Genomic DNA, 12,435 nt, shown 5'->3' with positions numbered 1-12,435 from the left:
GCGCGGTCTCGCGGACGGAGACGGGGGGGATACGGCGGCACGGCGAGCGAGGTCGCCATGAGGTCAGGACCGCTGAGAGCCCTCGACCCAGGCCAGGTATTCCTCCGACACCGTGCCGGTGATATAGCGGCCGTCGAAGCAGCTCATGTCGAGGTCTTCGACGTCCGGCGAACCGTCGAGGATCGCCGCCTTGAGGTCGTCGACCTCCTGGTACACCAGATAATCGGCCCCGAGCTCCTCGGCGATCTCAGGAATCGTCCGCCCGTGCGCGACGAGCTCCTGCCGGGACGGCATGTTGATGCCGTACACGTGCGGAAAGCGCACGGGAGGGGCAGCCGACGCGAAGGTGACCGAGAGCGCCCCCGCATCCCGTGCCATCTGGATGATCTCCTTGGAGGTCGTCCCGCGCACGATCGAGTCGTCGATGAGCAGCACGTTCTTGCCCTTGAACTCGCTCGACATCGCGTTGAGCTTCTGCCGCACGCTCTTTTTGCGCACCGCCTGTCCGGGCATGATGAACGTCCGGCCGACGTAGCGGTTCTTGTAGAAGCCCTCGCGGTACTCCAGCCCGAGCTTGCGCGCGACCTGCATGGCTGCGGGGCGGGACGAATCGGGGATCGGCATGACGACGTCGATCGACCCCTTCGGGGTGTACTTCGCGATCGTGTCGGCGAGGCGTTCGCCCATGCGCAGGCGTGCCTCGTACACCGAGATGCCGTTCATCTCGCTGTCCGGACGGGCGAGGTACACATACTCGAACGAGCACGGCACGAGCTGGGCCTTCGCGGCGCACTGACGCGTGTGGAGATTTCCGGCGAGGTCGATGAAGACTGCTTCGCCGGGCTCGACATCACGGACGACCTCGAAGCCGGAGTTCTCGAGCACGAGCGACTCGGATGCCACGATCCACTCGTAGCGACCCTCGCCATCCTTGCGCGTACCGAGAATGAGCGGGCGGATGCCGAAGGGGTCGCGGAAAGCCAGCAAGCCGTATCCGGCGATCAGCGCGATCGACGCGTACGAGCCTTCGACGCGCTGATGAACGCGCTCGACCGCCTGGAACACCTGCGCGGGGTCAAGCTCCGGGCCGGAGATAGCTGACTGCAGCTCGTTGGCGAGGACGTTGACCAGCAGCTCGGTGTCCGAGCTCGTGTTCAGGTGACGCCGGTCGGTGCGGAAGAGCTCTTCGGACAGCTCCCGCGTATTGGTGAGGTTGCCGTTGTGCACCAGCACGATTCCGTACGGCGCGTTGACGTAGAACGGCTGCGCCTCTTCTTCGCTGGATGCCGTGCCCTTCGTGGCATAGCGGACGTGCCCGAGGCCGATCGTCCCGAGAAGGGCGCGCATGTCGCGGGTGCGGAACGCCTCGCGAACCTGCCCCTTGGCCTTGAACTGGTGGAAGATCCCGTTCGGCTCCGCTGTCGCGATGCCCGTGGAATCCTGCCCGCGGTGCTGCAGGAGCAGCAGCGCGTCGTAGATCTCCTGGTTGACCGGTCCCTGACCGACCATGCCGACGATTCCGCACATGGATGTAGCTCAGTCCGTTTCTGCGTATGCGCCGACCAGGCGCACCGCGCCGCCGTCGACGCCCTTGGCGCCCTGCTCGAAGTGTCCGTCGGGCAGTTCTCCGTCACCGACGATGCCCACCTGCCAGGTCGTGATGCCCGCGGCGGTGAGGGCGGATGCCGCAGCATCCGCCTGTCCGGCAGAGACGACCGCGAGGAACCCGATGCCGAGGTTCCAGGTGCCCTCGGTCTGCTCGAGCGAGAGCGACCCGAGGTCGGCTAGCACGCGGAACACGGGCGGCGGCGACCAGGTCGCCCGGTCGAGGTCGACCCACGTCCCCTTCGGCAGCACGCGCGCGAGGTTGGCGGCAATGCCCCCACCGGTCACGTGACTGAGCGCGTGCACGGCGTCACCGAACTGGTCGATGAGTCGCAACAAAGGGAGCGTGTACAAGCGCGTCGGCTCGAGGAGCTCCTCGCCCCACGTGCGCGAGAAGTCCGCCGCCTGGTCGCCGTAGGTGATTCCCGCACCGGCGACGATGTGCCGCACGAGCGAATAGCCGTTGGAGTGCAGACCGCTGGAGGCGAGGGCGAGCACGACATCGCCCGTGCGCACACGTTCGGCGCCGAGGACGTTGTCGGCTTCGACGACTCCGGTCGCCGCGCCCGCGACGTCGTAGTCGTGGATGCCGAGGAGGCCCGGGTGCTCGGCCGTCTCGCCGCCGACGAGCGCGGTGCCGGTCGCCGTCGCCCCCTCGGCGATGCCGCGGACGATGTCGGCGATGCGCTGGGGGAACACCTTGCCGCACGCGATGTAGTCGGTCATGAAGAGCGGCTTGGCACCGACCACGACGATGTCGTCGACGACCATACCGACCAGGTCGTGCCCGATCGTGTCGTGTTTGTCGATCGCCTGCGCGATCGCGACTTTCGTCCCGACGCCGTCGGTCGAGGTCGCCAGCAGCGGCTTGTCGTAGGAGCGGATCGCCGACGCATCGAAGAGGCCGGCAAAGCCGCCCACTCCGCCCAGGACCTCGGGTCCATGGGTGCGACGGACGGCCGACTTCATCAACTCGACGGCGAGATCGCCCGCCGCAGTATCGACGCCGGCTTCGGAATAGGGGTTCGCGGAGGCCTGTGCCACACCGTCAGCCTACCGCTCCGGCGCTCGGCGAGAGCCCGTCCTCAGAGCACACCCCCGCCATAGGATGGCGGCATGAGCGCGGCAGGAGGACCGGAGTGGGTGGTGCGTGAAGACGCCGGCCTCCCCGTCCTGATCGCGCTCTACCTGCGGCAGGTCCTCGGCATCCGTTTTCCCGAAGAATTGCCGCACGTGCGGGGTATCGCGCCCCACGGCCCCCACGAGGATGAGGACGATCCGGCTCTCGAACGCCAGTGGCGCGGATTCTGGGAACTGACGGTCGAGCCGCAGGCGCATCCGTCGCCCGTGCCGCTGGAATTGGTCGACGGGTTCGACATGCTCATCGCACTGCCCACCGAGGGTTTCGCCGAACTGCATGCCGCGATCGTCCCGCACGGGAAGGATGCCGTTGCTTTCGCCCGGAGCGCGCACGACCGCTACCGGGCGAGTCTCGGCACCGGCACCGGCACGTCCTACCGCGCCTACGCCGGTGCGATCGCCCAGCACGAGCGCCACGTCGGCCGGCGCGCGCACTCGTTCGAGCTGAACGTCCAGGTACTCCCGTTGACGCAACGCGGCGTGTGGTGGATCGGATCGCTGACCGTCGCGGTGACCGATGGTCTGCGCAGCGACATCGCGGCCTTCGACGCGGCGATCGGCCCGATCATCGCCGACATCGCCTGATCAGACGGCGTCGGTGCCCTCGGGCTCGACGTGGATCCGGTCGTGCGACACCCGCACGTTGCGCGCGCGTCGAGACAGCACGCGATCGAAGATCAACGCGACGCCCGCGCTCAGCGCCATCCCGATCGGGATGGCGAACAGGCAGAGGAACCCGAACACCTGGGTCGTGGTGTAGCTGACGCCGGTCGCGGCGCTCGTCCCCTCGCCGTCACCGAACGCGAAGGTCAGAATGAGGGCGGCCAGGATGCCGACGACCACGCCGAGCGCCAGGAATACCCCGTAGCGGGGGCTGCGGCGCAGCTGTGCCGACTCGATCTGGTGGGTCGCGGACGAGGTCATGCCCCTATTGTCCCACCCCGCGGGGCTCGCGCGGCGGGCGCGAGCGAAGCGGTCGTGCGAGCTATGGCCGTAGCGGCACGAGCCCGGTGAGATCCGCGCGTGTGCCCGATGCGACCACCCGGCCGGAGGCCACCGCATCCGGCCACGACTGCGTGCCCGTGGCGAGCCCGATCCAGGTCTGCGGGTCGGTTTCGACGACGTTCGGCGGAGTGCCTCGAGTGTGGCGCGGGCCTTCCACGACCTGGACGGCCCCGAACGGCGGCACGCGCACCTCGACCGAGTTGCCCGGGGCCTTCTCGACCAACAACTGCAGCAGGTAGCGGACGGCGGTCGCGAGGTCGGTCCGCGCGGGCTTTTCCGCACCCGCCACCGCGGCCAACGCCGCCCGGCCGTCCTCCGTCGTGATCCTGCGCGCCATGTCTCCACGCTAGCCCCGACCCGTATTCAGTCCAGCCGCATCGCGCGCGGCGCGCGGACCGCGGAATTGCGCACTCCCCCGCGAAGCTGGCACTCAGCGAGACTGAATACGGCACGGGGGGACCGGGGAACCGGGGCCGCCGCGGGGGATCGACCCCGTCGGTAGGCTGGGCGCGTGCGCATTCTCGTCCTCGGTTCCGGTGCTCGCGAGCACGCCATCCTCCTCGCCCTGAAGGGGGAGGATGCCGGGCACGCCCTGTTCGCCGCTCCCGGCAACGCGGGGATCGCGGACGACGCGACCCTGGTGCCGGACCTCGACCCGAACAGCCCCGCCGACGTCACCGAATACGCCAACGCGCAAGCCATCGACCTGGTGATCATCGGCCCCGAGGCGCCCCTCGTCGCCGGCGTCGCCGATGCGCTGCGCTCCCGCGGCGTCCCGGTGTTCGGACCCGGCCGCGCCGCGGCGCAGCTCGAGGGATCCAAGGCGTTCGCGAAGCGCATCATGGATGCCGCGGGCGTTCCGACCGGCCGCGCCGTGCGCGCGCAGACCCGCGCCGAGGTGGAAGCAGCGATCGATGAGTACGGCGCGCCGTACGTCGTCAAAGCCGATGGCCTCGCCGCGGGGAAGGGCGTCATCGTCACCGACGACCGCGGCGCAGCGCTCGCCCACGCCGACACGTACCTCGCCACCGGCCCGGTCCTCGTGGAGGAATTCCTCTCCGGACCCGAGGTCTCGCTCTTCTTCGTCAGCGACGGTGACACCGTGCGCGCGCTCAGCCCCGCGCAGGACTTCAAACGCGCGTACGACGGCGATGCCGGGCCCAACACGGGCGGCATGGGCGCGTACTCCCCGCTGCCTTGGCTGGCAGACGACTTCGGCAGCGAAGAGGCTTTCGTCGCCGAGGTCACCCGCACGGTGGCGGAACCGGTCATCCGCACGCTCGATGCCGAGGGCACCCCGTTCGTGGGTCTTCTTTACGCGGGTCTGATCTTGACCGATGCAGGCATCAAGGTCATCGAGTTCAACGCGCGCTTCGGCGACCCCGAAACGCAGGTCGTCCTCGCGCGCCTGAGCTCGCCGCTCTCCCGCCTACTCATGTCGGCCGCGAGCGGGCACCTCGAAGACGAGCCGGCGCCGACCTTCGCCTCGGACGTGGCCGTCACGGTCGTCCTCGCGAGCGAGGGCTATCCGGAATCCCCCCTCACGGGTCGGCCGCTGGGCGGGACGGATGCCGCAGCCTCCCTCCCCGGAGTCCACCTGGCCCATGCCGCGACCGCGGTGCAGGGCGGCACGCTGACTGCGACCGGCGGCCGCGTGCTCAGCGTCGTCGCCACCGGAGAGTCCTTCGGACAAGCGCGCGAGCGGGCGTACCGCGCGCTGGGCGAGATCACGCTCGAGGGCTCCCACCACCGCACCGACATCGCCGCTCGCGTCGCCCCCTGACCGACGGGCGCCTATGCACCACGACCCGACGCAATCCGTCGCGGGAGGGGGGGTCGAACCGACGGTTCGCGTCGGCTCGACACTGGCACGGCGCTGGGTCAGCGACGCGCGAGGTGCGCGGGACGTTGCAGGAACAGCACGGCCACGAGCCCGATCAGCAGGATGCCGGCGGGGAGCAGCATGGTCTGGGCCATCGCGTCGGAGAATCCGGCGACGACCGCGTCGGGCAGCGTGCCGCCACCGAAGCTCGCCGCGTCGGCCGCGCCCGGCAGGTTCGCCTCGAGGCGCGACTGCATGACCGCGGCGATCGCGGCGGAGCCGAGCACCGACCCGATCGTGCGGGTGGTGTTGTAGATGCCCGAGCCGGCGCCCGCCTGTCGCGGCTCGAGGTTGCGCGTCGCGGTCGTCGCGAGGGGCCCCCACATGCCCGACTGGCCGATTCCCATGAGGGCCGACGGGAACAGGAACATCCACACCGGAGTGTCCGGGTTCATCAGCGCGGCGTACCAGAGGAGTGCGATCGTCGTCAGCAGCAGCCCGGGTACGAGCAGCATCCGCGGATCGACGCGATCAAGCAGCCGTCCGGCGAACGGCGACAGGACGCCCGCGAACACGGCCATCGGAATGAGCAGCAGCGCCGATTCGGTGGGAGTGAGCCCGCGAGCCAACTGGTAGAAGAACATCATCGGCAGCGACATCGCCGTCACGGTGAAGCCGACCGTCGCGATCCCGAGGTTGGCGATCGAGAAGTTGCGGTCGCGGAAGAGCGCGAGAGGCACGAGCGGTTCGCTCTTGGTCTTCGCCTGCTGCCAGATGAAGAGGCCGAGGATGACGATACCCGCGGCGATCATGGTCCACACCCAGGGTTCCCAGTCGAAGTGCTCACCCTCCTGCAGTCCGAAGACGATCAGGAACAGAGCGATCGCGCTGAGGAAGACTCCCAGGATGTCGAAGCGGTGCGGGTGGGTCTCGAGGTTCGGAACGAGTCGCCACGCCAGCACGAAAGCGACCACACCGACGGGCAGGTTGATGAAGAAGATCCACTCCCATCCGAGACCGTCCACGAGCAGGCCCCCGGCGAGGGGTCCGACGAGCATCGCGACGCCCGAGGTCGCACCCCACAGGCCCATCGCGGCGCCCCGCTGGTTCGGCGGGAAGGTCCGTGTGATGACGGCCATCGTCTGCGGAGTCATGAGCGCCGCGCCGAGACCCTGCACGGCGCGGGCGATGATCAGCATCTCGAGCGTCCCCGACAGTCCACAGGCGAGCGAAGCGAGGGTGAAGACGACGAGACCGATCAGGTAGATCCGCTTGGGACCGAAGCGGTCACCGAGTCGCCCGGTGATCAGCAACGGCACGGCGTACGCCAGCAGGTACGCCGAGGTGACCCACACCACGTTGTCGAGATTGTTGGTGTCGGGGTCGAGGGCCGCCTTGATCGCGGGATTGGCGACAGAGACGATCGTCGTGTCGACCAGGATCATGAAGAACCCGATGACGAGGGCCCACAGGGCCGGCCAGGGATTTCGCTCGGGCACGGTCGACGCGGGTGCGCCGCTCGGGGCGGTGGTGGAGTCGGTCATCGTCGTGCGGCTTCTCTCTGAGCGAGGTAGCGATCGGTGGGGAGCGCTCAGGCCGGATCACTCCGTATGGAGAGTACCTCCGGATCGTCAGCGCTCGCCGCTCGTCATCTCGCCCGCAACGCCCATCCATGTAAATAATTCTTGACATGGATGCCGCGATCACCCTATCGTGATGTCAAGAAAGTTTGACACTCAGAACGAAGGAGTCGGTCGTGGTCTACGAAGAGCGCAACACCTGGGTTGGTCTAGTCGTGACCGTGATCGCCCTCACCACCTACATCGTGATCGTGCTGCAACGCGCGGGTGACGGTCCGCTCACCGGCGTCGAATGGTGGCCGATCATGTTGTGGACGATTCTGGGCAGCATCGCCGCGACGGTCATCGTGAGCATCCTCTGGGGGATGATCGCGGGCGTGCGCGACCCGGCGGGCGTCGGCGCGTCGGACGATCGCGACCGCGATATCGCCCGCATGGGCGGCCGAGTCGGACAGGCCTTCACCGTGATCGCCGGCCTCGGTGTGATCGTCCTGTGCGCGCTCGAGGCGGATGCGTTCTGGATCGCCCACACGATGTTCTTCGGCTTCGCCCTCTCCGCGTTCATCGGGGGTATCGCGAGCGTCATCGCCTACCGGCGGGGACTCGTCTGATGGTCAAGCCCACGAAGGTCACCAACACCATCCGCGCCCTGCGTGAAACTGCAGGACTCACCCAGGCCGAGCTCGCGGCGCGGATCGGCGTCACCCGTCAGACCCTCATCGCAATCGAGCAGGAGCGGTACTCGCCGAGCCTCGAGCTCGCCTTTCAGATCTCCCACGTCTTCGACGTCGGTCTCGACGATGTCTTCCACTACCCGACACCATGAACACGGAGCGCACCATGTCATCCACCGAGATCATGCCCGCCTGGGTCCAGGCCCGCTATGGCGGCGTCGAGACCCTCTCCTTCGGCAGCGCTCCCGTGCCGAAGCCGCGCCGCGGCGAGGTCCTGCTCCGCGTGCGCGCCACGGCGCTCAACTCGGCCGACGTGCGCATTCTGCACGGTGAACCGCTGCTCCTCCGCGGGGCATTCGGCCTGCGCGCCCCGAAGCAGAAGGTGCGCGGCATGGATGTCGCCGCCACCGTCGTCGCACTCGGTGAGCGTGTCGAGGGCGTGGCGGTCGGTGACGAGGTCGTCGGAGAACTGCCCGCCGGCGGCGGACTCGCGCACGAAGCGGTGGCACCCGCCGCACGGCTCGTCACCCGCCCCGCCGAGCTCGATCCCCTCATCGCGGCGACCTTGCCGATGGCGGGCGGAACCGCCTGGCAGGCGCTCGATCGGGGCGAGGTCACGTCCGGTTCCCGGGTGCTGGTAATCGGTGCGTCCGGCGGTGTGGGGACATTCGCGGTGCAGCTCGCGGCCCTCCGCGGCGCCGAGGTGTGGGCTCTCTGCGGCGAGCGCAGCCGCGCGGCGGTCGGCGCGCTCGGCGCGGCGCGCACGTTCGACTATCACTCGGTGCAACCGGGCTCCCCCGAACTCGGCGCAAGCGGGTTCGACGCCGTGATCGATATCGCCGGCACGGCACCTCTCAAGGCCCTCCAAGGGCTCGTCCGCGACGGCGGATCGGTCGTGCTGGTCTCCGGCGAAGGGAGCCGCCTGCTCGGACCGATGGGGCGGCTCGCAGCGGCATCCGTCCGCTCCCTCGGGTCGCGGCGCACACTTCGGCCCCTCGCCGCCGTCGCGAAGCCCGATGTGCTGCGCGAACTCGTCGCGCTGGCGACAGACGGGCGCCTCACTCCGCTGATCGAGCACACGTGGCCGCTCGCCGACGCCGGCGCGGCGATGGCACACCTCGACAGCGGGCGCACGGTCGGCAAGGTCGTCGTCACGGGTGCATGACGACGCCGGTCGGTGCGGCCGGTGTCGCGAGATAATGGACGGGTGACCACCACTGCTGACCTGCCCGGCTGGACCCACGCGTACTCGGGCAAGGTGCGCGATCTCTACCGCCCTGACGCGCGCGACGACGCCACCGCCGGTCGGATGCTGGTGGTCGCGAGCGATCGCGTCAGCGCGTTCGATTTCGTCCTGTCCCCCGGCATCCCGGAGAAGGGCGAACTGCTCACCACCCTGAGCCTGTGGTGGTTCGATCAGCTCGCCGGCGCCGACGGGGGACGCCGCATCCCGAACCACCTCGCGCCGTCGCACCGCCTTTCGCCGACCTCCGACGATGTCGAGGACCTCATCCCCGACGCGGTCGCCGGGCGCGCGATGTTGGTGCAGAGCCTGGAGATGCTGCCGATCGAGTGTGTCGTGCGCGGCTATCTGACGGGGTCGGGCTGGGTCGAGTACCAGGAGAACGGCACCGTGTGCGGGATCCCCCTCGCTCCGGGGCTCACCGATGGCGACCGCCTGCCGGAAGCGATCTTCACCCCGGCCTACAAGGCGCCGCTCGGCGAGCACGACGAGAACATCTCGTTCGATCAGACCGTCGAGCTCGTCGGCCTCGAGCGTGCGACGGAGCTCCGCGATGTCTCGCTCGAGATTTATCTCCGCGCGGCCCGCGTCGCCGAGGCTCGGGGCCTCATCCTGGCCGACACCAAGTTCGAGTTCGGCGTCGATGAGGCCGGCATCCTGACGCTGGCCGACGAAGTGCTGACGAGCGATTCGTCGCGGTACTGGGATGCCGACGCCTGGCGCACCGGAACGACCCCGGCCGAGCGGATGGCGAGCTTCGACAAGCAGATCGTCCGCGACTGGCTGGCCGCGAACTGGGACAAACAGGGCACCCCGCCGGAGCTGCCGGGCGAGATCGTCGAGCGAACCGCGGCGAAGTACCGCGAGTTGCTGGAGAAGCTCACGGCAGGCCTCTCTCCGAGCGGCGATCCACGGCTCACAGCGCGCTCCCAGGTAGCCTGATCTCAGGCCATCCCTGATCGAACGAGGAGCTTTCGCATGCCCATGTGGACCCTGCACGGAGACGGCCACACCGTCGCACCCGGCGCCGTCGTCAAGCCGCACGAGCGACTGGGGTGGCCCTCGACGATCGCGATCGGCGCGCAGCACGTCGTCGCGATGTTCGGCGCGACCTTCCTCGTGCCGTTGCTCACGGGCTTCCCGGTGTCGACGACGCTGCTCTTCTCCGGCATCGGCACTCTCCTGTTTCTCGTCCTCACCGGCAACCGCCTACCGAGCTACCTCGGGTCGTCGTTCGCGTTCATCGCGCCGATCCTCGCGCTCGGCCCGGGTGACGGCGCCGCCCTCGACTCCCCCGAGCAGATCAGCCGCGCCCTCCTCGGTGTCTTCGCCAGCGGCGTCCTCCTCGCGGGCGTCGGCTTCCTCGTGCAGGCGACCGGGACGCGCTGGATCGAAAAGCTCATGCCGCCGGTCGTCTCCGGCGCGATCGTCGCGCTCATCGGGCTGAACCTCGCGCCCGTCGCCTGGCAGAACTTCCAGCAGGATGCCCTCCTCGGCACCATCACGCTGGCCGCCAGCATCCTGTTCGCCGTCTTCTTCCGTGGATTCCTCGGACGCATCTCCATCTTCCTCGGCGTCGTGTTCGGCTACGTCGTGGCCGCGCTGCTGGGCCGGGTCGACTTCTCCGGTGTCGAAAGCGCCGCGTGGATCGGTCTGCCCGAGTTCCACCTGCCGGCCTTCGGCGACCCGGTGGCGTGGAGCATGCTGCCGATGTTCCTCCCGGTGATCCTGGTGCTCATCGCCGAGAACGTCGGCCACGTGCGCGGCGTCGCGACGATGACCGGCGATCCCTCCGTCAACACGCGCACCGGTCGTGCGCTCATCGCCGACGGCCTCGCCACGACGATCGCGGGCGGCTTCGGCGGTTCGGGCACGACGACGTACGGCGAGAACATCGGTGTCATGGCCGCCACGCGCGTCTACTCGACGGCGGCCTACTGGGTCGCGGGCACGTTCGCGATCCTCCTCGCGTTCTCCCCCAAGGTCGGGGCCGTCATCTTCGCGATGCCGGCCGGTGTGCTCGGCGGCATCACCACCGCCCTCTACGGCCTGATCGGTGTCATCGGGATCAAGATCTGGGTCGACAACCAGGTCGACTTCTCGCGCCCCGTGAACCAGTACACCGTCGCGGTCGCGTTCGTCATCGCGATCGCCGGTTTCACGATGAACCTCGGCGCGCTCAGCTTCGGCGCGATCGTGATCGCCACGGTGGCCGCCCTCGTGATCTACCACGTCGGTAACGCGATCGCCCGGGCGCGCCGGACGGGAGCGGACGACGGAGGCCCCATCGTGCCGATCGGCCCCCTCGGCGGCGACCCCGAGAACGTGGGCTGACCGCCCGGCATCCTCACGCCGAGGCGCGCACCACGAGTTCGGTCTCGAGCACCGTCACATGCGGCGGCGTGCCGCCGGCGAGGAGCGAGAGCAGGATGTCGGCCATCTCTTCGCCCTGCTCACGCGAGGGCTGGCGCATCGTCGTGAGCTGCGGGTTCACGCTCGTGGCGACGGGCGAGTCGTCGAAGCCGACGATGCCGACGTCTTCGGGCACGCGGATGCCGGCACGACCGAGGACCGCGAGCGCACCGCGGGCCATCAGGTCGCTCGCGATGAAGAGCGCATCGAACTCGGCTCCCCCGTCGAGGATCTGCTGCATCGCTGCCGCACCACCATCAGTCGTGAAGTTGCCGTCGGCGACGGCAACCGGCTCAAGGCCCGCCTCGGCGAGCGCCTCGCGGTATCCCTCGAGACGGTCGACGCCGGCCGGCATGGTGAGCGGACCGGTGATCGTCGCCACGCGCCGATACCCCTTCGACAGCAGGTAGCGAGTGGCATCACGGGCACCGGCGGCGTTATCGACGTCGACGTAGAAGTCGCGCTCACGCTCCCGCACGGGCCGCCCGCCGTAGACAACGGGGACGGCGGCGGCGATCCGATCGATGAACGTGTCGCTCGTGTGGTGCGAGACGACGATCGCCCCGTCGACCGCTCCGCTGCGTACGTACGCGGTCGTCTTGTCACGGGGATCATCGCTCGCGATGATGAGATTCAGGACGTAGTCGGACTTCCCGAGCCGGGCGTTGATGCCCGAAACGACCGCGGCGAAGAACGGGTCTCCGAAAAAGCGTGTCGTGTCTTCGGGCACCACGAGTGCGATCGCCATCGTGGCCCGCGATGCCAGCGAACGGGCTGCACGATTGGGCACGTAGTTGAGGTCGGCGATTGCGCGGGTGACGGCATCCAACGCCGCCCGCGAAACGGACGTCGACCCGTTCACCACCCTCGACACGGTAGACCGAGACACGCCGGCCGCCGTCGCGACCTCTTCGATCGTTGCGGCAGGGCGCGAAGTGTCGATGGTCACGGGTG

The 12,435-nt window shown here is 69.0% G+C and carries 13 protein-coding genes; 7 read left to right on the top strand and 6 right to left on the bottom strand.

The window, feature by feature from the left end; translation table 11 throughout:
• Positions 1 to 63 precede the first annotated feature (63 nt).
• On the bottom strand, positions 64 to 1,527 hold the full coding sequence (gene purF, locus Q0653_RS07210; protein WP_298943797.1) for an amidophosphoribosyltransferase: 1,464 nt from the start codon (positions 1,525 to 1,527) through the stop codon (positions 64 to 66).
• Between the two features lie 9 nt (positions 1,528 to 1,536).
• Complete coding sequence (gene purM / locus Q0653_RS07205; protein ID WP_298943795.1) at positions 1,537 to 2,649, bottom strand: phosphoribosylformylglycinamidine cyclo-ligase; 1,113 nt, start codon at positions 2,647 to 2,649, stop codon at positions 1,537 to 1,539.
• Between the two features lie 72 nt (positions 2,650 to 2,721).
• Here purM and Q0653_RS07200 point away from each other — a divergent pair, with 72 nt between their 5' ends.
• Entirely contained in the window at positions 2,722 to 3,330 is a 609-nt protein-coding gene (locus Q0653_RS07200; RefSeq protein ID WP_298943793.1) for a zinc-binding alcohol dehydrogenase, read from the top strand.
• Here the strand turns inward: Q0653_RS07200 and Q0653_RS07195 are convergent, their stop codons facing one another.
• Together Q0653_RS07195 and Q0653_RS07190 are read right to left on the bottom strand one after the other, a co-directional pair.
• On the bottom strand, positions 3,331 to 3,669 hold the full coding sequence (locus tag Q0653_RS07195) for a potassium transporter Trk (RefSeq protein WP_298943791.1): 339 nt from the start codon (positions 3,667 to 3,669) through the stop codon (positions 3,331 to 3,333).
• A 61-nt stretch (positions 3,670 to 3,730) separates the two neighbouring features.
• Positions 3,731 to 4,087 (bottom strand): sterol carrier family protein, encoded by a 357-nt coding sequence (locus Q0653_RS07190; RefSeq protein ID WP_298743065.1) that lies wholly within the window; start codon positions 4,085 to 4,087, stop codon positions 3,731 to 3,733.
• A 174-nt stretch (positions 4,088 to 4,261) separates the two neighbouring features.
• Here Q0653_RS07190 and purD point away from each other — a divergent pair, with 174 nt between their 5' ends.
• On the top strand, positions 4,262 to 5,533 hold the full coding sequence (gene purD / locus Q0653_RS07185; protein WP_298943789.1) for a phosphoribosylamine--glycine ligase: 1,272 nt from the start codon (positions 4,262 to 4,264) through the stop codon (positions 5,531 to 5,533).
• A gap of 98 nt (positions 5,534 to 5,631) precedes the next feature.
• Here the strand turns inward: purD and Q0653_RS07180 are convergent, their stop codons facing one another.
• Entirely contained in the window at positions 5,632 to 7,116 is a 1,485-nt protein-coding gene (locus Q0653_RS07180; protein ID WP_298943787.1) for a DHA2 family efflux MFS transporter permease subunit, read from the bottom strand.
• A gap of 212 nt (positions 7,117 to 7,328) precedes the next feature.
• Here Q0653_RS07180 and Q0653_RS07175 point away from each other — a divergent pair, with 212 nt between their 5' ends.
• The 5 genes from Q0653_RS07175 to Q0653_RS07155 are packed head-to-tail and all read left to right on the top strand — an operon-like array spanning position 7,329 to position 11,403.
• Positions 7,329 to 7,763, top strand: coding sequence for a hypothetical protein (locus Q0653_RS07175; RefSeq protein ID WP_298943785.1), 435 nt, complete (start codon positions 7,329 to 7,331; stop codon positions 7,761 to 7,763).
• Positions 7,763 to 7,978, top strand: a complete 216-nt coding sequence (locus Q0653_RS07170) for a helix-turn-helix transcriptional regulator (protein WP_298943783.1) — start codon at positions 7,763 to 7,765, stop codon at positions 7,976 to 7,978. Before Q0653_RS07175 ends, Q0653_RS07170 begins: the two co-directional genes overlap by 1 nt.
• A gap of 14 nt (positions 7,979 to 7,992) precedes the next feature.
• Positions 7,993 to 8,991, top strand: a complete 999-nt coding sequence (locus Q0653_RS07165; RefSeq protein WP_298943781.1) for an NAD(P)-dependent alcohol dehydrogenase — start codon at positions 7,993 to 7,995, stop codon at positions 8,989 to 8,991.
• 42 nt (positions 8,992 to 9,033) lie between these two features.
• Positions 9,034 to 10,011, top strand: a complete 978-nt coding sequence (locus Q0653_RS07160; RefSeq protein ID WP_298943779.1) for a phosphoribosylaminoimidazolesuccinocarboxamide synthase — start codon at positions 9,034 to 9,036, stop codon at positions 10,009 to 10,011.
• Between the two features lie 36 nt (positions 10,012 to 10,047).
• Positions 10,048 to 11,403 (top strand): solute carrier family 23 protein, encoded by a 1,356-nt coding sequence (locus tag Q0653_RS07155; RefSeq protein ID WP_298943777.1) that lies wholly within the window; start codon positions 10,048 to 10,050, stop codon positions 11,401 to 11,403.
• A gap of 13 nt (positions 11,404 to 11,416) precedes the next feature.
• Here the strand turns inward: Q0653_RS07155 and Q0653_RS07150 are convergent, their stop codons facing one another.
• Complete coding sequence (locus Q0653_RS07150; protein WP_261606825.1) at positions 11,417 to 12,430, bottom strand: LacI family DNA-binding transcriptional regulator; 1,014 nt, start codon at positions 12,428 to 12,430, stop codon at positions 11,417 to 11,419.
• Between the last annotated feature and the right edge of the window lie 5 nt (positions 12,431 to 12,435).

The sequence above is a fragment of the uncultured Microbacterium sp. genome (genome assembly GCF_947488465.1).
Classification (GTDB): domain Bacteria; phylum Actinomycetota; class Actinomycetes; order Actinomycetales; family Microbacteriaceae; genus Microbacterium.
Note: the sequence above shows the minus strand (reverse complement) of the source record. Positions and strands in the feature narration are given on the sequence as shown.

Coding starts and splice junctions, on each gene's coding strand:
- Q0653_RS07190 (WP_298743065.1), bottom strand. CDS start 4,087: ATGGCGCGCAGGATCACGACGGAGGACGGCCGGGCGGCGTTGGCCGCG.
- purF (WP_298943797.1), bottom strand. CDS start 1,527: ATGTGCGGAATCGTCGGCATGGTCGGTCAGGGACCGGTCAACCAGGAG.
- Q0653_RS07165 (WP_298943781.1), top strand. CDS start 7,993: ATGTCATCCACCGAGATCATGCCCGCCTGGGTCCAGGCCCGCTATGGC.
- Q0653_RS07195 (WP_298943791.1), bottom strand. CDS start 3,669: ATGACCTCGTCCGCGACCCACCAGATCGAGTCGGCACAGCTGCGCCGC.
- Q0653_RS07180 (WP_298943787.1), bottom strand. CDS start 7,116: ATGACCGACTCCACCACCGCCCCGAGCGGCGCACCCGCGTCGACCGTG.
- Q0653_RS07200 (WP_298943793.1), top strand. CDS start 2,722: ATGAGCGCGGCAGGAGGACCGGAGTGGGTGGTGCGTGAAGACGCCGGC.
- Q0653_RS07170 (WP_298943783.1), top strand. CDS start 7,763: ATGGTCAAGCCCACGAAGGTCACCAACACCATCCGCGCCCTGCGTGAA.
- Q0653_RS07155 (WP_298943777.1), top strand. CDS start 10,048: ATGCCCATGTGGACCCTGCACGGAGACGGCCACACCGTCGCACCCGGC.